21 protein-coding genes are annotated in these 20,619 nt (G+C 38.0%); 20 read left to right on the top strand and 1 reads right to left on the bottom strand.

What is annotated here, in order from left to right; all coding sequences use genetic code 11:
• Nucleotides 1-11 precede the first annotated feature (11 nt).
• From ymfI to V7121_RS05425, 16 genes are all read left to right on the top strand, one after another.
• The gene (gene ymfI / locus V7121_RS05350) at nucleotides 12-731 is read left to right on the top strand and encodes an elongation factor P 5-aminopentanone reductase (RefSeq protein ID WP_335495476.1); all 720 of its coding nucleotides are present in this window, start codon (nucleotides 12-14) and stop codon (nucleotides 729-731) included.
• Nucleotides 732-813: 82 nt separating this feature from the next.
• Nucleotides 814-1,071, top strand: coding sequence for a DUF3243 domain-containing protein (locus V7121_RS05355; RefSeq protein WP_335495475.1), 258 nt, complete (start codon nucleotides 814-816; stop codon nucleotides 1,069-1,071).
• A 146-nt stretch (nucleotides 1,072-1,217) separates the two neighbouring features.
• Nucleotides 1,218-2,006: a DUF3388 domain-containing protein gene (locus tag V7121_RS05360; protein ID WP_335495474.1), complete on the top strand. Its 789-nt coding sequence runs from the start codon at nucleotides 1,218-1,220 to the stop codon at nucleotides 2,004-2,006.
• A 21-nt stretch (nucleotides 2,007-2,027) separates the two neighbouring features.
• Complete coding sequence (locus V7121_RS05365) at nucleotides 2,028-2,936, top strand: helix-turn-helix domain-containing protein (RefSeq protein ID WP_335495473.1); 909 nt, start codon at nucleotides 2,028-2,030, stop codon at nucleotides 2,934-2,936.
• Between the two features lie 51 nt (nucleotides 2,937-2,987).
• On the top strand, nucleotides 2,988-3,572 hold the full coding sequence (pgsA, locus tag V7121_RS05370; RefSeq protein WP_335495472.1) for a CDP-diacylglycerol--glycerol-3-phosphate 3-phosphatidyltransferase: 585 nt from the start codon (nucleotides 2,988-2,990) through the stop codon (nucleotides 3,570-3,572).
• A gap of 32 nt (nucleotides 3,573-3,604) precedes the next feature.
• Nucleotides 3,605-4,858, top strand: a complete 1,254-nt coding sequence (locus V7121_RS05375; RefSeq protein ID WP_335495470.1) for a competence/damage-inducible protein A — start codon at nucleotides 3,605-3,607, stop codon at nucleotides 4,856-4,858.
• Nucleotides 4,859-5,114: 256 nt separating this feature from the next.
• Complete coding sequence (gene recA / locus V7121_RS05380; RefSeq protein WP_335495468.1) at nucleotides 5,115-6,161, top strand: recombinase RecA; 1,047 nt, start codon at nucleotides 5,115-5,117, stop codon at nucleotides 6,159-6,161.
• Between the two features lie 317 nt (nucleotides 6,162-6,478).
• Nucleotides 6,479-8,038: a ribonuclease Y gene (rny, locus tag V7121_RS05385; protein WP_335495466.1), complete on the top strand. Its 1,560-nt coding sequence runs from the start codon at nucleotides 6,479-6,481 to the stop codon at nucleotides 8,036-8,038.
• 108 nt (nucleotides 8,039-8,146) lie between these two features.
• A complete protein-coding gene (locus V7121_RS05390; protein WP_335495464.1) occupies nucleotides 8,147-8,944 on the top strand; it encodes a TIGR00282 family metallophosphoesterase in 798 nt (265 codons plus the stop codon).
• A 206-nt stretch (nucleotides 8,945-9,150) separates the two neighbouring features.
• Nucleotides 9,151-9,411 (top strand): stage V sporulation protein SpoVS, encoded by a 261-nt coding sequence (gene spoVS / locus V7121_RS05395; protein WP_026566505.1) that lies wholly within the window; start codon nucleotides 9,151-9,153, stop codon nucleotides 9,409-9,411.
• Nucleotides 9,412-9,897: 486 nt separating this feature from the next.
• On the top strand, nucleotides 9,898-11,634 hold the full coding sequence (locus tag V7121_RS05400) for a 2-oxoacid:acceptor oxidoreductase subunit alpha (protein WP_335495462.1): 1,737 nt from the start codon (nucleotides 9,898-9,900) through the stop codon (nucleotides 11,632-11,634).
• A gap of 2 nt (nucleotides 11,635-11,636) precedes the next feature.
• Nucleotides 11,637-12,503 carry a 2-oxoacid:ferredoxin oxidoreductase subunit beta gene (locus V7121_RS05405; RefSeq protein WP_335495460.1) on the top strand — a complete coding sequence of 289 codons (867 nt, stop codon included), beginning with the start codon at nucleotides 11,637-11,639 and terminating at the stop codon, nucleotides 12,501-12,503.
• A 175-nt stretch (nucleotides 12,504-12,678) separates the two neighbouring features.
• On the top strand, nucleotides 12,679-14,223 hold the full coding sequence (gene miaB / locus V7121_RS05410; RefSeq protein WP_335495459.1) for a tRNA (N6-isopentenyl adenosine(37)-C2)-methylthiotransferase MiaB: 1,545 nt from the start codon (nucleotides 12,679-12,681) through the stop codon (nucleotides 14,221-14,223).
• Nucleotide 14,224: 1 nt separating this feature from the next.
• Nucleotides 14,225-14,689 (top strand): RicAFT regulatory complex protein RicA family protein, encoded by a 465-nt coding sequence (locus tag V7121_RS05415; protein ID WP_335495457.1) that lies wholly within the window; start codon nucleotides 14,225-14,227, stop codon nucleotides 14,687-14,689.
• A 253-nt stretch (nucleotides 14,690-14,942) separates the two neighbouring features.
• On the top strand, nucleotides 14,943-15,488 hold the full coding sequence (locus V7121_RS05420; RefSeq protein ID WP_335495455.1) for an outer spore coat protein CotE: 546 nt from the start codon (nucleotides 14,943-14,945) through the stop codon (nucleotides 15,486-15,488).
• A 91-nt stretch (nucleotides 15,489-15,579) separates the two neighbouring features.
• On the top strand, nucleotides 15,580-15,780 hold the full coding sequence (locus V7121_RS05425; RefSeq protein ID WP_335495453.1) for a hypothetical protein: 201 nt from the start codon (nucleotides 15,580-15,582) through the stop codon (nucleotides 15,778-15,780).
• A gap of 189 nt (nucleotides 15,781-15,969) precedes the next feature.
• Here V7121_RS05425 and V7121_RS05430 read toward each other — a convergent pair whose 3' ends face one another.
• On the bottom strand, nucleotides 15,970-16,521 hold the full coding sequence (locus tag V7121_RS05430) for a GNAT family N-acetyltransferase (protein ID WP_335495451.1): 552 nt from the start codon (nucleotides 16,519-16,521) through the stop codon (nucleotides 15,970-15,972).
• A gap of 107 nt (nucleotides 16,522-16,628) precedes the next feature.
• On the opposite strand from V7121_RS05430, the gene V7121_RS05435 reads away from it, so the two are divergent.
• From V7121_RS05435 to V7121_RS05450, 4 genes are all read left to right on the top strand, one after another.
• A complete protein-coding gene (locus tag V7121_RS05435; protein ID WP_335495449.1) occupies nucleotides 16,629-17,294 on the top strand; it encodes a serine/threonine protein kinase in 666 nt (221 codons plus the stop codon).
• Nucleotides 17,295-17,383: 89 nt separating this feature from the next.
• On the top strand, nucleotides 17,384-17,848 hold the full coding sequence (locus V7121_RS05440) for a flavin reductase family protein (protein WP_335495447.1): 465 nt from the start codon (nucleotides 17,384-17,386) through the stop codon (nucleotides 17,846-17,848).
• A gap of 399 nt (nucleotides 17,849-18,247) precedes the next feature.
• Nucleotides 18,248-19,447 carry an MFS transporter gene (locus V7121_RS05445; protein ID WP_335495445.1) on the top strand — a complete coding sequence of 400 codons (1,200 nt, stop codon included), beginning with the start codon at nucleotides 18,248-18,250 and terminating at the stop codon, nucleotides 19,445-19,447.
• Between the two features lie 309 nt (nucleotides 19,448-19,756).
• A complete protein-coding gene (locus tag V7121_RS05450) occupies nucleotides 19,757-20,602 on the top strand; it encodes an alpha/beta fold hydrolase (protein WP_335495444.1) in 846 nt (281 codons plus the stop codon).
• Nucleotides 20,603-20,619: the final 17 nt, after the last annotated feature.

Here is a 20,619-nt window from a genome sequence, read left to right on the forward strand (position 1 = left end):
AGTGTGGAAAAATGAAATATGCATTAATTACGGGAGCAAGTGGGGGAATCGGCCAAGCGATTGCATGTAACCTGGCAGAAAAAGGCTATCATTTGTATCTTCATTATAATAAAAATAAGCAATCAATTAGAGAATTGCTAAATAAACTCAAGCCCTTTGGAGGCGAATATATCCCTATTCAGGCCAATTTGGCAGACCCGAACGGGTATCAAAAGGTCTATTCCGAAGTTTTTTCTTTGGATGCAATTATTCATTGTGGGGGCCAAAGCCAATATGGGCTCCTGATGGACCTGCAACAAAAAGATGCAGAAGCATTATTGAATGTTCATGTATTAACTCCATTAATGCTCACAAAAGAACTTCTCCCTAAATTACTTGGAAAAGGAAAAGGGAATATTGTAATGATCACATCGATATGGGGACAAACGGGTGCTGCATGTGAGGTGGCTTATTCCACCGTAAAGGGTGCACAAATTGCTTTTGTTAAATCCCTCAGTAAGGAGTTAGCGATGAATGGAGTAAGAGTAAATGCCATTGCTCCAGGCGCGATCGCAACACCAATGATGGAAGGTTTCACAGAAGAAGAGAAGGAGCAAATTTCAGGTGAAATCCCAATGGGAAGACTAGGGAAGCCAGAAGAAATAGCAAGTGGTGTCGCCTTTTTACTTTCAGATGAGTCATCGTACATGACAGGACAAGTACTAGCAATAAATGGCGGTTGGTATACCTAAAATTCGAAAATAAATATATGCATAGTTCCATTCACTTCATCGCAAAATAATATAGTACAAAATTAAAGGAGGGAATAAGACAATGTCTGTTTTAGATAACTGGAAACAGTGGGAAGACTTTTTAGCTGATCGTCTTCATCATGCACAAAATGAAGGGATGAGCGATGGCGCCATTCACAACCTTGCGTTTCAAATTGGCGATTATTTATCAAGCCAAGTGGAGCCGAAAAACGAACAGGAAAGAATTCTTGCCGATCTTTGGTCAGTTGCAGACAAAGAAGAACAGCAAGCAATTGCTAATATGATGGTAAAATTGATTCAAAATAACGGCAGCCGCTAAAAGAGAGGAGATTTCTCCTCTCTTTTTTTCATTATCTCCGTTAATATTTGTTTTTACTTTCATCTTCTTCCAAAATCATTTATTATAGGGTTTAGATAAGGGATAGTAAAAAAATGTCGAAACTTCTTTAAAGGAGGTTTAATAACTTGAAAAAAGAATGGTATTTGGAATATGAAATTCAAAAAAATCGACCAGGTTTATTAGGGGATATTTCATCCTTATTAGGGATGCTTTCAATAAATATCGTAACCATTAATGGCGTTGATGAAGGACGACGAGGATTACTCATTTTAGCAAAAGATGATGATCAAATAAAACGACTTGAGTCAATTTTACATACGATGGACACAATAAAACTAATAAAACTTAGAGAACCAAAATTGCGTGACAGACTGGCAGTTAGACACGGGCGTTATATTCAAAGAGATGCGGATGATAAAAAAACCTTTCGTTTTGTAAGGGACGAACTTGGCTTATTGGTTGATTTTATGGCAGAATTATTTAAGCAGGAAGGGCATAAACTGATTGGTATTCGTGGCATGCCTCGAGTTGGAAAAACAGAATCACTGGTAGCGGCCAGTGTCTGTGCAAATAAACGTTGGTTATTTGTGTCTTCCACCTTATTAAAACAAACAATTCGTAATCAACTGATTGAAGATGAATATAACGAAAATAATCTATTTATTCTTGATGGAATTGTCTCAACGAGACGTGCTAATGAGCGTCATTGGCAGCTTGTCCGCGAAATTATGCGACTTCCGTCTGTAAAAGTAATTGAACATCCAGATATCTTTGTCCAAAATTCTGAATATACACTGGATGATTTTGATTATATTATTGAACTTAGAAACGACGCGGAAGAAGAGATTACATACGAGGTCGTAGATCAGAATAATATGTTCTCCGGATCAGATTTTGGAGATTTTGATTTTTAATTAATTGGAAGGTGTTAATAGGTGACAGAATTAGGGAATCGACTTAAAGAAGCCCGACTAGCTAAAGGATTAAGCTTGGATGATTTACAATCCATGACTAAAATACAAAAACGCTATTTAATTGGAATTGAAGATGGTAATTATACGAGCATGCCAGGGAATTTTTATGTGCGGGCATTTATTAAGCAGTATTCAGAGGCATTAGGTCTTAATCCTGATGAAATATTTGAAACCTATAAGGGTGAAATTCCTGCTAGCTTAAATGACGATTTACCCCAGCAATTATCTAGAGTAAAAACACATAAAACCATATCAGAAAGTAACTCTAAAATTTTTGATATTTTACCTAAAGTTTTAATTGGGATCTTTGTGATTGGGGTTGCCAGCCTATTATATTACTTTGTATATAAACATGCCGGTGATAATGCAAATGAATCGATAAACAAGGAAAATGAACCAGTTAAAATTGTGAAATCGGAGAACCTTGAAAAAGAAAAAGCCGACGATAAAGAAACTAACAAAGATAATACAGAAGAAAGTAAGGATACTCCTGTAAAGGATGAACAACAACAAACAACAGAAGATGAAGAAACACCAAAACAAGAAATTACTGCTGTTCAAAGCAGTGGCAGGAACTCAACTTATGAATTAAAAAATGCTGAAAAATTTGTTGTGAAATTGGTTTCTAAAGGCCAGACCTGGGTTAGTATTAAAAATGGAAAAGGAAAATCTTTTTTCCAAGGCACACTTAAAACCGGAGGTACCGAGAGCCAAACCGAGGATTTATCAGCTGAGAGCACGGCTGTTATTAAGGTGGGGAATGCTGCTGATACTGAAATCTATATTAATGACCAAAAGCTTGAGTATGCAGTGCCAGCGACTGCAAATGTTCAGAACATAACGATTCAATATGTTCTGAAAAACGAATAGTCATCAGTTGATGACTATTTTTCGCTTTTATTAATAAAACGGAGGAAAACTATGAATATTCCGAATAGAATTACGGTATCAAGAATATTATTAATTCCATTATTCTTGATTATAATGTTAGCTCCCTTTGATTGGGGCGATATGCATCTTCTTGGGACAGACCTTCCGGTTACCCATTTTGTCGGCGCATTGATTTTTATTATTGCTTCATCAACTGACTGGGTTGATGGGCATTATGCACGGAAGTATAACCTTGTTACCAATATGGGGAAATTTCTCGACCCGCTGGCTGATAAATTACTAGTCTCTGCTGCACTCATTGTGCTCGTAGAATTAAATGATGTCTATGCACCTTCATGGTTAGTAATTATTATTATTAGCAGGGAGTTTGCTGTCACAGGACTACGACTCCTACTCGCAGGGGAAGGTGAAGTTGTTGCAGCTAATATGCTCGGGAAAATTAAAACATGGGCGCAGATTGTCGCGATTTCATCACTTTTATTACATAATATTATTTTTGCTATGATTTCCTTTCGTTTTGATATCGTATCATTGTGGGTAGCATTGATTTTTACCATTTGGTCTGGATGGGATTATTTTGCTAAAAATAGTCATGTTCTTAAAAATTCAAAGTAGAGGTAATTTTACTATGACGGGAGATGGGGATGTTGGATGCTGAAATTATCGCAGTTGGTTCAGAGTTATTGCTTGGGCAAATTGTAAATACGAATGCTCGGTTTTTGTCTCAGCAATTGGCGGGTCTTGGAATAAATGTCTATTTTCACACCGTTGTTGGTGATAATCCCGATAGGCTAAAGACAGCCATTGAATTAGCTGAAAAGCGTGCAGACCTGGTAATCTTTTCTGGTGGTCTTGGGCCAACAAAGGATGATTTAACGAAGGAGACCATTGCCCGTCATCTCGGTAAAGAACTTGTCATTGATGAAAAAGCGTTATCTTCGATTGAAGTTTTTTTTCAGAGGACTAACCGTATTATGACAGAAAATAATCGAAAACAGGCACTCGTCTTGCAAGGGGCGCAAATTCTTCCTAATGACCATGGGATGGCTCCAGGAATGGTAGTAGAATCCAATGGTCATACCTATATGCTTCTGCCAGGTCCTCCAAAGGAGCTAGAGCCGATGTTTATCCAATATGGGTGTCAGGCACTTTCTAATCGAAACCAGACCAATGAAAAAATTGTTTCAAGAGTGTTAAGATTTTTTGGAATTGGTGAGGCTGCATTGGAAACTGAGATTCTAGATTTAATTGATGCGCAAAGTAATCCGACGATTGCCCCGCTTGCTGGCGACGGGGAGGTTACTTTACGGCTTACAGCAAGGCATGTAGACGAGAAAAAGGCACAGTTGATGCTCGATGAACTCGAAAATACCATTAACGAGCGTGTCGGTGAATTTTTATATGGTTATGATAATACATCGCTTTTGGAAGAAGTAATGAAAATTTTAAAGACAAGCCAATTGACAATTACTGCCGCTGAGAGTTTAACGGGTGGATTATTTCAACAGGGGCTTACAGCTATTCCAGGCGCAAGTTCCGTGTTTTATGGAGGCATAGTTTGTTATTCCAATCAGGTAAAACAGCAGCTATTACAAGTACGGCAAGAAACGCTTGATACACAAGGTGCAGTGAGTGAACAGTGTGCGAAAGAATTGGCTGAAAATGCTTCGACAATTTTTAAAACTGATGTTGGAATTAGTTTTACGGGCGTAGCTGGTCCTGAAGAACTGGAAGGAAAGCCAGTTGGTACGGTTTATATTGGGATTGCGATAAAGGGAAGAACGACCCGAGTAGAAAAGATTACTCTTAGCGGAACGAGAGAAGCCAACCGGAACCGTGCAGTCAAATTTGGATGTTCTTTTCTACTTCGATCGCTAAAAGAGTCACAGAATGCTAATTAGTATTCTGTGACTTTTTTTGAATGAAAATAGTCTGACAATAGACGATATTTACATTAATCGATTATAAAAAATCAAGAAGTATTCAAAAAACAGGAAAATCCCCCCTATTTGCATCAATTATACCTAGAAAATAAACGAATGAATGTTCGATTTTTTACTCGACAAATATCCGAAAAGAGGTTATATTATTAATAGGATTTAATTTGATAGATTGTAGCAAATAGCTTTTGTTTATATATAAGGGAGGAAGAAATTCGTGAGTAATGATCGTAAAGCGGCCTTAGAAATGGCGTTAAAGCAAATAGAAAAGCAATTCGGTAAAGGCTCCGTCATGAAGATGGGGGAAAAAACGGATACGAGGATTTTAACAAGCCCAAGCGGCTCTCTAGCACTTGATGCGGCTCTTGGAGTGGGTGGGTATCCGAGAGGCCGTATTATCGAGGTGTATGGCCCTGAGAGCTCGGGTAAAACAACGGTTGCTTTACATGCAATAGCTGAAGTTCAAGCAAATGGCGGACAAGCTGCATTTATTGATGCGGAACATGCTCTAGACCCAACCTATGCCCAAAAGTTGGGGGTTAATATTGATGAGTTATTATTATCACAGCCTGATACTGGGGAACAAGCACTTGAAATTGCTGAGGCATTAGTACGAAGCGGCGCTATTGATATTCTTGTCGTGGACTCTGTAGCAGCATTAGTTCCAAAAGCGGAAATTGAAGGGGAAATGGGAGATTCTCACGTTGGTTTACAAGCACGTTTGATGTCACAAGCACTTCGTAAACTATCTGGAGCCATCAATAAATCGAAGACAATTGCTATTTTTATTAACCAAATTCGTGAAAAAATCGGCATTATGTTTGGAAATCCCGAGACAACACCTGGTGGTCGAGCCTTAAAGTTTTATTCAACAGTTCGTCTTGAAGTACGCCGTGCTGAAGCGTTGAAGCAAGGAACGGACATTGTCGGGAATAAAACCAAAATTAAAATCGTAAAGAATAAGGTTGCTCCGCCATTCCGTACGGCAGAGGTAGATATTATGTATGGTGAGGGAATTTCTAAGGAAGGGGAAATTGTTGATTTAGGCTCCGAATTGGATATTGTTCAAAAGAGCGGTTCATGGTATTCCTATAACGATATAAGAATTGGTCAAGGCCGTGAAAATGCGAAGCTGTACTTAAAGGAAAATCCTGATATTCGTCTCGAAATTCAAACAAAAATCCGTGAACATTATGGATTAGATGGTGAAAAAATAGTCACTGAAACAACTGATGATGATGAACAATTTGAATTAATCGACTAAACAAAAGGAGCAAAGCTTTATTAGTTTTGCTCCTTTTTACATAGTGTAGTTACAAAAATTTTCACGTAACAATCTGTGAATATAAGTCTTTGATATCATAAAATGATGTCCTTTTCTAAATATTTCAAAAAGCCTATAGGACAAAGCCTTGACAATGAATATTCCCACCTTTACAATTAACATGTATATTTTACATTTTTGGTATTATTACAATTCGAAAAAAAGCCGTAGTGCTTGCTGTATGTTGAGTCTAAACAATGTACATGCCGACACTTAAAAAATGTAACAAAAGTTCATAGCAAGAGGAGGTGTAACGATTGGAACCTATTACTATCATCTCCATTTTGCTTGGCCTTATCGTCGGTGCCGTTGTTGGCTATTTTGTTCATAAATCCATTGCTGAAGCAAAAGTAGCAGGTGCAAAGAATGCTGCGGAGCAGATTCTTGAAGATGCGAAACGTGATGCTGATTCATTGAAAAAGGAAGCTTTGCTAGAAGCAAAGGATGAAATTCACAAGCTTCGTACAGAAGCAGAACGTGAGGTTCGTGAACGAAGAAATGAAATGCAAAAACAAGAAAACCGTTTACTGCAAAGAGAAGAGAATTTTGATCGAAAAGAGGAAACGTTAAGTAAGCGTGAAAATCTTTTAGAAAAGAAGGATGATTCTCTAAACCAAAGACAACAGCATATTGAAGAGATGGAAAGCAAAGTGGACGAGTTGGTACGAAAACAACAAACTGAACTCGAACGAATTTCAAGCTTAACACGCGAGGAAGCGAAAGCTATTATTATCGATAGATTGGAACAGGAATTAACCCATGATAGTGCGATAATGATTAAGGAAAGCGAGAATCGTGCGAAAGAAGAAGCAGACAAGAAAGCGAAAGAAATTCTTTCGCTAGCTATCCAGCGTTGCGCTGCTGACCATGTTGCGGAAACGACTGTCTCTGTCGTCAACCTGCCAAATGACGAAATGAAGGGCCGTATTATTGGCCGTGAAGGAAGAAATATTCGTACGCTAGAAACGTTAACGGGCATTGATTTAATTATTGATGATACTCCCGAAGCTGTCATTCTATCAGGTTTTGATCCTATTCGCCGTGAAACGGCCCGCTTAGCACTTGAAAAGTTAGTTCAAGATGGGCGAATCCACCCAGCACGAATAGAGGAAATGGTAGAAAAATCTCGTCGTGAAGTCGATGAGTATATTCGTGAGGTTGGTGAGCAAACCACATTTGAAGTGGGTGTTCATGGTCTTCATCCAGATCTTATCAAAATTCTTGGCCGTTTGAAATTCCGTACAAGTTACGGTCAAAACGTCTTAAAGCATTCAATGGAAGTAGCACAGCTTTCTGGACTGCTTGCAGCTGAATTGGGCCAAGATGAAACCTTAGCACGTCGTGCAGGCTTACTTCATGATATTGGTAAAGCAATTGATCACGAAGTGGAAGGCAGCCACGTAGAAATTGGTGTGGAACTTGCAACCAAATACAAGGAACATCCGGTAGTAATCAATAGTATTGCTTCTCATCATGGTGATACAGAGCCGACATCTATCATTGCCGTTTTAGTTGCCGCAGCTGATGCGTTATCGGCAGCAAGACCAGGGGCACGTAGTGAGACGCTTGAAAACTATATCCGCCGTCTAGAAAAGTTAGAGGAAATTTCTGAGTCTTATGAAGGTGTAGAGAAATCCTTTGCCATTCAAGCAGGTCGGGAAGTTCGTATTATTGTAAGACCAGATTCAGTTGATGATTTGGCAGCGCACCGCTTAGCTCGCGATATTCGCAAGCGCATTGAAGAAGAACTGGATTATCCAGGACATATAAAAGTAACAGTTATCCGTGAAACACGGGCTGTTGAATATGCAAAATAAAGCGGTGCACATGCACCGCTTTATTTTTTGGAATACTAATCAAAAAATAAATAGTCTGAATGTGATATTATTTATATCATAACAATTTTGGTGACGAAAGGAATTATAATGAATCTACTATTTATCGGTGATGTTGTCGGTTCACCAGGCAGGGACATGGTGAAGGAGTATCTTCCAAAATTAAAGGAAAAGTATCGTCCTCATTTTACGATTATTAATGGTGAGAATGCAGCAGGAGGAAAGGGGATTACCGAAAAAATCTATCGTGAATTTTTAGGGTATGGTGCCCAGGCAGTTACCCTCGGTAATCATACCTGGGATAATCGTGAAATTTTTGAATTTATTGAGACGGCTAAAAATATGGTAAGACCAGCGAATTTCCCTGAAGGAACACCAGGGAAGGGGATGGCATTTTTTAAAGTAAATGAGTTAGAGATTGCTGTTATTAATCTGCAAGGGAGAACTTTTATGGCCCCATTGGATTGTCCGTTTAAAAAGGCGGATGAATTAATTGAAATTGCCAAAGAGAGAACTCCATTTATCTTTGTCGATTTTCATGCAGAAGTAACAAGTGAGAAACAAGCAATGGGCTGGTACTTAGATGGCAGGGTATCTGCGGTAGTAGGGACACATACACATGTACAGACGGCCGATAATCGAGTTCTTCCGAATGGAACTGGATATTTATCTGATGTAGGCATGACAGGCCCGTATGATGGCATTCTAGGGGTTGAGAGAGAGGCTGTCCTTAAAAGGTTCCTTACAAGCCTTCCCGTACGGTTTGAAGTGGCTGCAGGGGGAAGAAATCAGCTTAGTGCTGTATATATTGAATTGGACCGGAAAACGGGTTTGACGAAAAAGATTCAACCAATCTTAATAAATGACGATCATCCATTTTTTTCGTAAGAGCAAATTAATTTTGCTCTTATTTTTTATCAATAATCTTTTATCATGTTTTGCTATTCTCTCAGGTGCGTCCACTTTTCTAATTTTTTTGTCCAAGCCGGAATATGTTTTTTTACAACTGAATATAGTAGCAGTGGAATGTTATAACCTGATTTGTTCATGAAACTGCTCATGCGGGATCGGGATTTTCTAAGGAGGAGCTAGAAATGGATATATTAAAAGTTTCAGCAAAATCTAATCCTAATTCTGTAGCTGGTGCACTTGCCGGGGTTCTGCGTGAAAGAGGTGCAGCGGAAATACAGGCAATTGGGGCGGGTGCATTAAATCAAGCCGTTAAGGCAGTAGCAATTGCTCGAGGATTTGTAGCACCTAGCGGAGTTGATTTAATTTGTATCCCTGCGTTTACCGATATTTTAATTGACGGAGAAGAACGCACAGCTATCAAGCTAATTGTTGAACCGCGTTGAAAGAGATAGACTATTGACAGGAAATCAAACATGAATAAATACATTCTACCTGCTTGGTAAAACAAGCAGGTATTTTTTATGTTTGGGGGTTATGAATTATCTGGAATGTAAAAATATTATTCTAAGATAAATATCTGTGATTTCTAGAATATAAATATTAAATACTCATATTATTCTTAAGATAGGAAAAACTGCCATATAATGGGCAAGAAGCATGTTTTTTTGAGGGGCGACATGATTGAATGGGTATATATTTTAAATAATAAAAAAATATTCATATTTTAGACAATATTTCTCTTTAAAGGGTTGCATTTTTTAATGCATAGGTCTAGAATTGTAAGCGTTTAGTACATCTCCTTGATACTGTATATCAGTCTTTTCAGGAATTCTATAGGCTAATTTCTAGTGATTTACTCGGAATAGTGCTAAACTAATATTGCATTAATCAAATCTACTTATTTTTACATATCCAAAGGGGTGTAAGTCATGATCAATCAACTTTCATGGAAAGTTGGAGGACAACAAGGGGAAGGTATTGAAAGTACTGGGGAAATCTTTGCTATTGCACTGAATCGCCTGGGATATTACTTGTATGGGTATCGTCATTTTTCTTCACGTATTAAAGGTGGGCATACAAACAATAAAATCAGAGTTAGTACTACAGAAGTACGTTCTATCTCTGATGACTTAGATATCCTAGTAGCATTTGACCAAGAAACGATTGATTTAAACTACAAAGAACTACATAGTAATGGTGTAATCCTTGCTGATGCCAAGTTTTCTCCAAAGAAACCTGAAGATACTGATGCATCATTGTATGCGGTACCATTTACTGAAATAGCGACTGAACTAGGAACTTCTTTAATGAAAAACATGGTGGCAATAGGTGCAACATCAGCAGTTTTAGATTTAGATATTAATGTATTTGAAGTGGTAGTTCGTGAGATTTTTGGCAAAAAAGGCGACCAGGTTGTCGCAAAAAATATGGATGCAATCAAAGCCGGTTTTGATAAAATGAAGGAAAATCTTGCATCAGGAGTTCCAACGATGGAACTTGAAAAGGCTGACGGCAAGAAACGGATGTTCATGATTGGAAACGATGCGATCGCTCTTGGGGCTATTGCCGGCGGATGCCGTTTTATGGCAGCATACCCAATTACACCAGCATCTGAAATAATGGAATATTTAATTAAAAAGCTGCCAGCTCTAGGTGGTACAGTCATTCAAACAGAGGATGAAATTGCTGCTTGTACGATGGCAATCGGGGCTAACTATGGTGGCGTCCGTACAATCACTGCGTCTGCTGGCCCTGGATTATCTTTAAAAATGGAAGCAATCGGTCTTTCTGGTATTACTGAGACTCCGCTAGTTATTGTTGACACGCAACGTGGCGGACCTTCGACAGGATTACCAACTAAACAGGAACAATCAGATCTAATGGCAATGATTTATGGAACACATGGTGAAATTCCGAAAATTGTCATGGCACCAAGTACTGTTGAAGAAGCATTCTATGATACAGCAGAGGCATTTAATCTAGCTGAAGAGTACCAATGCCCAGTTATCATTTTATCTGACCTTCAATTATCTTTAGGTAAACAAACAGTTGAACCTCTAAGCTATGATAAAGTTGAAATCAGACGCGGAAAATTAGTATCTGAAGAGATACCGGCAAACGAAAATAATGCTTATTTTAAACGTTATGAAGTAACAGAAGATGGTGTTTCACCACGTGTAATTCCTGGTATGAAAAATGGTATTCATCATGTAACAGGTGTTGAGCACGACGAAACAGGTAAACCATCTGAATCTGCTGCAAACCGAATTGCACAAATGGATAAACGTTTCCGTAAAATTGAAAATATCCGCTTTAATACACCTGTATATAAAAATGTAAAGCATGAAGATGCAGATGTTTTATTTGTAGGATTTAACTCAACTCGCGGGGTAATTGAAGAGGCAATGGTTCGATTAGAGAATGATGGCTTAAAGGTAAATCATGCTCACATTCGTTTAATTCATCCGTTCCCTACAGACGAAGTTCTTCCACTTGTCCGTTCAGCTAAGAAAATTGTTGTCGTGGAAAACAATGCCACTGGGCAATTAGCGAATATTATGAAAATGAATGTAGGACATGCTGAAAAGATTACCAAGCATCTAAAATATGACGGAAATCCGTTCCTACCACACGAAGTATATACAAAATGTAAGGAGTTGTTCTAATCATGGCCACTTTTAAAGACTTTCGAAACAATGTAAAACCGAACTGGTGCCCTGGCTGTGGCGACTTCTCTGTACAAGCGGCAATGCAACGTGCGGCAGCTAATGTTGGATTAGAGCCTGAAAACTTAGCTGTTATTTCTGGTATAGGCTGTTCAGGACGTATTTCCGGATATATTAATTCATATGGCTTCCACGGGATTCATGGTCGTTCACTACCGATTGCACAAGGTGTGAAAATGGCAAATCGCGATTTAACGGTTATCGCTTCAGGTGGTGACGGTGATGGTTACGCAATTGGAATGGGTCATACGATTCATGCCATTCGCCGTAATCTCGATATTACTTATATTGTGATGGATAACCAAATTTATGGTTTAACAAAGGGACAAACCTCCCCACGTTCAGCAACTGGATTTAAAACAAAGTCAACACCACTGGGTTCAATTGAACAATCCATTTCTCCGATGGAAATGGCATTAACTGTTGGGGCAACCTTTGTAGCACAAAGCTTCTCTACAGACCTAAAAGACTTAACGGCGTTAATTGAAGCTGGTATTAAACACAAAGGATTTTCATTGATAAATGTTTTCAGTCCATGTGTAACTTACAATAAGGTAAACACATATGATTGGTTTAAAGAAAATTTAACAAAACTTAGTGATATTGAAGGATATGATCCTTCAAATCGCGAGGATGCAATGCAGACATTAATGAAGCATAATGGTCTTGTTACTGGACTTATTTATCAAAATACTGAGCGTAAGTCATATCAAGAATTAATCACTGGCTACTCTGAAACACCTTTAGCCAAAGCAGACCTAAACCTTGATCAAAACTATTTTGATAAATTAGTTTCTGAATTTATTTAAGAATAAATTAACTAATCCCGTGGTTAGAGGCCACGGGATTTTCTATTGTTTTCAAGCCATTTAAGCTTTATACTATTATAATGTGCGGAACTCTATATATTTTGCACAAGCTAATAAATCTTAAATATTCAATAGATGAAAAATGTTAAATGGATAGAAAGGGGCTATTGAATAAATGAATGAAAAACAACGTTTAGAAGGTCAGCAAGTCGACTCTGTTAATTCTTCGGACAAAAAATCCGCCAAGGATTACAGCAAGTACTTTGAACAAGTAATTACTGCACCTTCTCTGAAAGAAGCAAAGAAACGCGGGAAGGAAGAAGTAAAGTACCATAATGATTTTGCCATTCCAGAGAAGTTCCGAGGAATGGGAGAGGGAAGAAAGTTTTATATCCGTACCTATGGCTGTCAAATGAACGAACATGATACGGAAGTAATGGCTGGGATCTTTTTAGCATTAGGCTATGAACCAACTGACAGCACTGATGATGCCAATGTTATTTTACTAAATACATGTGCAATCAGAGAGAACGCAGAGAATAAAGTGTTTGGTGAACTTGGCCACTTAAAGCATTTGAAATTGGAAAAGCCAGACTTATTAATAGGTGTTTGTGGGTGTATGTCACAAGAGGAATCAGTTGTTAATAAGATTCTAAAAACCTATCAACAAGTTGATATGATTTTTGGTACACATAATATCCACCGTCTGCCACATATTTTGAATGAAGCATACATGTCAAAAGAAATGGTTGTCGAGGTATGGTCTAAAGAAGGGGATGTCATTGAAAACCTTCCAAAAGTCCGTCGCGGAAAAATAAAAGCATGGGTAAATATTATGTACGGCTGTGATAAATTCTGTACTTACTGTATCGTACCATTTACACGCGGGAAGGAAAGAAGCCGTCGGCCGGAAGAAATTATTCAAGAGGTACGACATCTAGCAGCACAGGGTTACCAGGAAGTTACCTTGCTTGGTCAAAATGTAAATGCGTATGGAAAAGACCTAGACGATGGATCCTATGGACTTGGTGAATTAATGGATGAACTTCGAAAAATAGATATCCCAAGAATCCGCTTTACAACAAGCCATCCACGTGACTTTGATGATCGTTTAATAAGTATACTAGCTAAAGGCGGAAACTTAATGGATCATATCCATTTACCAGTTCAATCGGGTTCAACAGACGTATTAAAAATTATGGCACGCAAGTATACAAGAGAACAATATTTAGAGCTTGTTAGAAAAATTAAAGCAGCCATTCCAAATGTTGCATTAACAACAGATATAATCGTGGGCTATCCAAACGAAACAGACGAACAGTTTGAAGAAACGATGTCACTCTACCGTGAAGTCGGTTATGAATTAGCCTATACGTTTATTTACTCACCACGGGAAGGTACTCCAGCTGCAAAAATGGAGGACAACGTTCCGTTGGAAGTGAAGAAAGTACGCTTACAACGCTTAAATGCCCTTGTAAATGAGCTTTCATTAGAAGCAATGAAAAAACATGAAGGCCAAATCCTCGATGTTCTAGTTGAAGGGGAGAGTAAGAACAATCCTGATGTCCTTGCCGGTTACACTTCAAGGAATAAGCTTGTAAATTTCGTAGCTCCAAAATCAGCGATTGGAAAGATTGTTAAAGTCAAAATTACAGAAGCAAGAACATGGTCATTAAACGGAGAAATCGTTGAGAAATTCGAACCAGCAGAGGTGAAGTAAAGTGGCGAAATATACAAAAGATGATATCGTTGCACGAGCAACTGACTTAGCAAGGATGATTGCAGAAACAGAAGAAGTTGACTTTTTTAAACGTGCAGAAGCACAGTTAAATGAGAACAAGAAAGTTCATACGTTAATTGCAGATATTAAAGGATTGCAAAAGCAAGCTGTCAATCTTCAGCATTATGGCAAACCAGAAGCTTTAAAGAAGGTTGAAGATAAAATTGCTTCGATTGAGCAAGAATTAGATGAAATTCCTGTTGTACAAGAATTCAAACAATCTCAATTAGATGTAAATGAATTGCTACAAATAATTGCCTCAACCATTTCAAATACAGTTACCGATGAAATCATCATTTCCACCGGCGGCGATGTATTGATGGGAGAAACAGGTTCAAGTATGAAAAATGGCGGTTCTTGTGAAGGTCACGGCGATTGCGACCACGACCACGATCACAACCATTAAGACATTAGCTAGGCTTTTTAATTAAAGCCTAGCTTTAATTTTTATAATAATCCTCAATCTATTTTCCCCCAGATTCTAAATCTTATGAGCCCTCATTATTTTAAAGTACAGGCATGGAAGGCACACACCTATAACTCCCGCATAAAATGAACTATGACTAAACTTTTATCCAGTACTCATCAAAATAAATATCACACTAGTCTTATATCTTGCATACGATGAAATGAAAATGAATGAGGAGGGTTCGCGCGAAATGGGAGAATATAGAGAGATAATTACCAAGGCCGTAGTAGCGAAAGGACGTAAATTCACCCAGTCCAATCATACGATTAGCCCGGCGCATAGTCCAACAAGTATCCTTGGCTGTTGGATCATCAACCATAAATACAATGCGAAAAAGGTTGGCAAGACTGTAGAGATACATGGCTCTTACGACATCAATGTTTGGTATTCGTTCAATGACAATACCAAGACAGAGGTTGTTACAGAACGTGTCCAATATACAGATGTCATTAAGTTAAAGTATCGTGACCATGATTGCCTCGATGACAACGAAATTAGTGCTCGAGTGCTGCAGCAGCCAAATTGTGTTGAAGCGGTCATTTCACCAAATGGCAATCGTATTATCGTACATGTCGAAAGAGAATTCCTTGTAGAAGTGATTGGCGAGACAAAAGTTTGTGTTCGTGTAAGCTCTGAGGGATGCAAAGACTGTGACGATGATTGGGGTATGGACGTAGACGATGAGGAATTCGAGGAGTTAAATCCAGATTTCTTAGTCGGCTCTGAAGAAGAATAACAGCAACTAGGAGGTTTTTACTTCCTAGTTTTTTTCTTTTCAAGGAATTTTACATGGTAAACTTAGCAAGCTATGTTAAGGAGGTGTTTAAATGGAACCTAAACAACCTGGAAATAAAAATATGCCAGATTTTGATCAATTAAATGATCGAATCATCGCAGAAGCTTCACCCACACCAATGCTTGTGATTAAAACCAATCTCGACCCTAAAGATGTTACTGAAAATAATCCATATTATCAGGAAACGGAAGTTAAGGACCCCAAAAAAATAAAGAATTATTTTGAGGAATAAGAAAAGCGGAAGCGCCCTGGTCAGCGGCGTATGGCCTCCTCGAAAGAGTTAACGCTCTTTCTTCGTGCGATGCTTATGCTGCCGAAGCCTTCCTTGTGGAGCGCTCCAACTGAGATAAAGGAAACANNNCTGGAGCTAGACAGTAAACTAAGTCTGAAACTAATACTTATCTTTTAAGAAAGCCAGGCTTTATACCTGGCTTTCTAACCAATCCGATTTTAATAGAGATAACACGCAGGTGTCATGGAATTGCTCATTTTGATGGATATAGCCACGAAGGATTCCTTCTTTCATGAAGCCTATGTTCATAAGCAAATTGAGTGATGCTTCATTTTCAGGGTAAACAACGGCCCCAATCCGATGTAAATCTAATTGCTTAAAGCTAAAACTCAGGACTTCATGGATGGCCTCACTTGCCAATCCCCTGCGCCAATAAGCTGGATGAAGTTCATAGCCAATCTCTGCGCGCTTATGTTTTAATTGTAAGCCATTTAAACCTACTGTGCCGATGAGTCGCTGATTTTCTTTTAATTTAATCCCCCATCGAATTCCGCGTTTTTCAACCAGATTCTTATGAAACATATCAATTAATCTTGAAGCCTCGACAGGAAGAGTAAAGCGGTTGGTACCATAATACCGAGTAACTTCTTCTAATGATAAAATCTCATATAGGTAGTCAATATGCTGGTGTGTTATTTCGATTAGTTTAAGTCTTTTCGTATCTAAAATTGGAAAAGTCATAGCAACCCTTTCTATTCCCCCATATTTCTATGCATTATTAGTGTATAATGGCATAAAAGAAATTTCCATTATTATATGAATAATATTAGGTTTAGAAGGTGTGAAATTTGCAAAGAGCTGAATATATAAATTTAATAGAAACAGAATTATTACCGAAAATACAACTAATTACAACCAGTCCCTTTAATCCAATCATAGTCAAAAATCAATCGCAATTTTGGAAAACAATCGGGAGCGGTAATTATGCTGGGGTATTTACTCTTGATGCAGAGCCGCAATGGGTAGTAAAAGTATACGGACGAAATCCAGAAGAACTAAAAAAGGAAATTGAAGTTTATAAAAAATTAGGAAATCACAAAAGTTACTCTACTCTTTATGATTATGGTGAAAATTATTTGATTTTAAAAAAGCTCAAAGGGATTACCTTGTTTGATGCAGTGGTAAAGGGAATTCCTATTCCAGAAACGGTCATTAACGATATTGATTTAGGTTTAGATTACGCGCGCTCGGTGGGATTAAATCCCTATGATGTTCATGGCAAAAATGTCGTCATGTATGAGGGGAGAGGTTATATTGTTGATATTTCCGATTTTTATAAACTCGGGTTTTGCCGGAAATGGAAGGATCTAAAAAAAGCCTATTATAAAATTTATCTACCGTTTATTTATAAGTTTCATCCACCCATTCCTTTTTTTATTGTTGATGCCGTTCGAAAAGGATATAGAATCTATCGTCGCCTGAAAACAAAAGGCAGAAATAAAAACGAATCTTGAGCCATCTTGCTTCATATAATAGTTAATTGTAAAAAGTTTCATGATTTTGCATGCAAACTAATCCTTAAAAAGCGAAGTGAGGTGTTATGATGGATGACCGTCAATTTCGAAATGCAATGGGGAAATTTGCAACAGGAGTAACTGTAGTGGCAACGGGTGCGGCTGGAGAGGTGCATGGAATGACGGCGAATGCCTTTATGTCTGTTTCACTTCATCCAAAATTAGTCGTCATCTCCATAGCGGAAAAGGCACAAATGCTCGAAAAAATAAAAAAAAGCGGATGCTTTTCGGTAAATATCCTGGCAGCCGATCAACAAGAATTATCAATGATTTTTGCGGGACAGACAAAAAGTCAACAAGAGGTAGTGTTTGAGCGTCTTGAAGGAATACCAGTTTTACCAGGAGCAATAGCCCAAATTACATGTGAAGTTTCAGCGGAGTATGTGGAAGGGGATCACACACTATTTATCGGCAGGGTAACTCATTTGCATCTAGAAGATTCTGACCCACTAATTTATTTTAGTGGAAAATATCGAAGACTTGCAATTGAGTAAATCGATCTAATTGGCTTCGTAAGTTTTTTACTATTTATTGAAAAGATTTTGATAAAAAGATTAAATCTCACTTTGGTTACAGTAATATTTTACTTGATTACGATATTTGGAAAATGTCCTGTTATTTTCAGGGCATTTTTTAGTGTTTTTGCAAAATAACGTTCTTCTTTTAAACAATAAAAAATATTCAGAAAATATTGACAAGTAATTAGGACCTATGTAGAATTACAGTTAGTAAAAGAAAGCGCTTTTTTTACCATTTTACCCAGTAAATTCAGTTAGAAATGTTAAATTGAAATTTTAGTTTTGTTGTTTTGGAGGCCAACAAATACAACAGTTCGAGTCAAGATTATTATTTTTTATAAGAGCGGATTTATTTAAAATCAGGGAGGTTAACCGATGGCAGTAAAAGCAATCAGCAGAAATTTTCTAAAGTTTTTGGTTGTTATTCTTGCTTTCCAGGATGTTGCTGCAGGCGTGGCAGGATCAATCATGGCAGATATTATTAAAGCATTTCCACAATATGACCCCACAATTGTTATGTTAGTTGCAACCTTTCCAGGGTTAATTCAAATTGTTCCAGCACTCTTTTATGGTAAACTTTCCAAAATGTTTAAGAAGAGAACACTATTGTTTGTCGGCTTAAGTCTTTTCATCATCGGTGGAGTCCTTCCTACTTTTATAGATAACTTATGGTTGATTATAGCTATGAGAGGAATTTTAGGTCTGGGTGTCGGTATTACCATGCCGTTATCGGTCGATGTTATTACCGATTTCTTTGATGGTAGAGAAAGAGATTTCTTGATTGGCTTTGGTACTTCCACAATCGCATGTATTGGCGCAATTTTCTTTCAATTAGTAGGTGGAATTTTAGCCGATGCCTATGGCTGGCATTATGGTTTCCTAACCTATCTATTCCCTATTTGGATTCTAGCCGTTACCATCCTTTATCTGCCAGAACCAGAAAAGAAACAAATCGTAGCAGCGAACGACGGCCAAGCCCGTGAAAGGGTTAAATGGCCAAAGGCAATCTACTGGGTTTGTTTGGCTCAGGTAATCTATTCAGGGTTAATCTTTGGATATGTGACAAATATTTCAGTTGTCATCCAAGAAGATAAATTAGGCAATGCGACAGAGGCTGGTTTGGCTATTTCGGTCTTTACTTTGGGAACGTTGATCGCAGGCTTCCTGTTCGGGAAAATTAAACATAATCTACCTAACTATTATCTGCCAATCGCTGTTCTAGTGACAGGAATTGGAATGGCCTTTTGTTACTTTTCGCCAAGCTTAATTATGATTTTTATCGGAAGTATCATCGGCGGCTTTGCAATGGGAATTGGACTTCCTGGTGTATTTACAAAGGTTTCTGAACTTACACCGGTTGGTGCATCTTCTGGTGTTGGATTAGTAGTTGTAGGTCAAGGACTTGGCGGTATACTAGGGCCATTTGGCTTTCAATTGGTTCAAACAATATTTAACCAGGGAATTGGCAGATTCCCGTTAGCTGTAAGTGCGGTGGGATTAGTTGTATTAGCTCTTATTTGGGCACTTGCCATAAAGGCTCCTGCAAAGGATCTTGATGTTACAATTGCTCGATAAAATAGTAAGAACATAAAAAAACCATGAAGCTAAAAGAAGAGGCGAAAGTTCTTTCTTTTAGCTTTTTTAGTTAGGAAGATATCAATAAATATAAGGTACATAATTTTAGGAGTTTATTATTTTTATAATTAAAAAAATATTTTGAATTGGTTGACAAAGTAAAATAGATAAGAGTAAAATTATAGTCAGTAAAAGAAAGCGCTTTTATTACCATTTTATCCACTATATATGTAGTAAAAATACAAAACTAAAATTTTAGAAGAAAATGAAATGCAGACAAAACTATTTATATGAAGTGAGGTTGTGGAGATGGCTACGGTTGAAACAAAAAAAGTACAAACAGGAAACTATCAAACATTTATACATGAGGGTGGTGCTGGCTCCTCAGAAACGATCATATTTCTTCATGGGAGCGGACCAGGAGTGAGTGCTAAATCAAACTGGCAGCATATATTACCACATTTTAGCGGGAATTTTCATGTATTGGCACCGGATATATTTGGATTTGGAAATACAGATCATCCTGTGTCATATCCAAAAAATGGCGAAGAATGGATGAATATGAGAATTAAACAGGTTCTCTCCCTAATGGATGATCTAGGGGTCGAAAAAGCTCATTTAGTAGGGAACTCTCTCGGTGGTGTCATTGCGCTGCATCTATTAATGTACGCTCCTGATCGCTTTGACCGTGTTGTATTAATGGGGGCAGGCGGCGGGTTAACAGAGCCGACGCCAGAACTTGCTAAATTGGCTAACTTTCATAAAGACCCAGATCCAATTGCGTTTAAAAATTTATTAAGTTGGTTTTTATATGATAAAAGTATCCTCGAAGATGAGCTCGAAAAGATTGTTGCCGAACGGTTAGAGTTATTCTTAAAGCCGGAAGTGCGCAGGTCATACGAAGAAAATTTCTCTAAATCGCAACTATCTGATATGCTTGTCCCGCCTTCAGCCCTTAAACAAATGGATCATGAAATCTTACTCATTCACGGTCATGCTGACCGATTTGTACCTCTCCAAAGCAGCCTATACGTAATGGACTATTTACCTAATGCGCAATTACATATTTTTAAGCGTTGCGGGCATTGGGCACAGGTAGAGCAAAAAGATAGATTTATTAAGCTAACCTCTGATTTCTTCAACGGTGAACTATAACTAGAATAATAGCAGGT

It is taken from the genome of Neobacillus drentensis (genome assembly GCF_036962125.1).
GTDB lineage: Bacteria > Bacillota > Bacilli > Bacillales > Cytobacillaceae > Neobacillus > Neobacillus drentensis_B.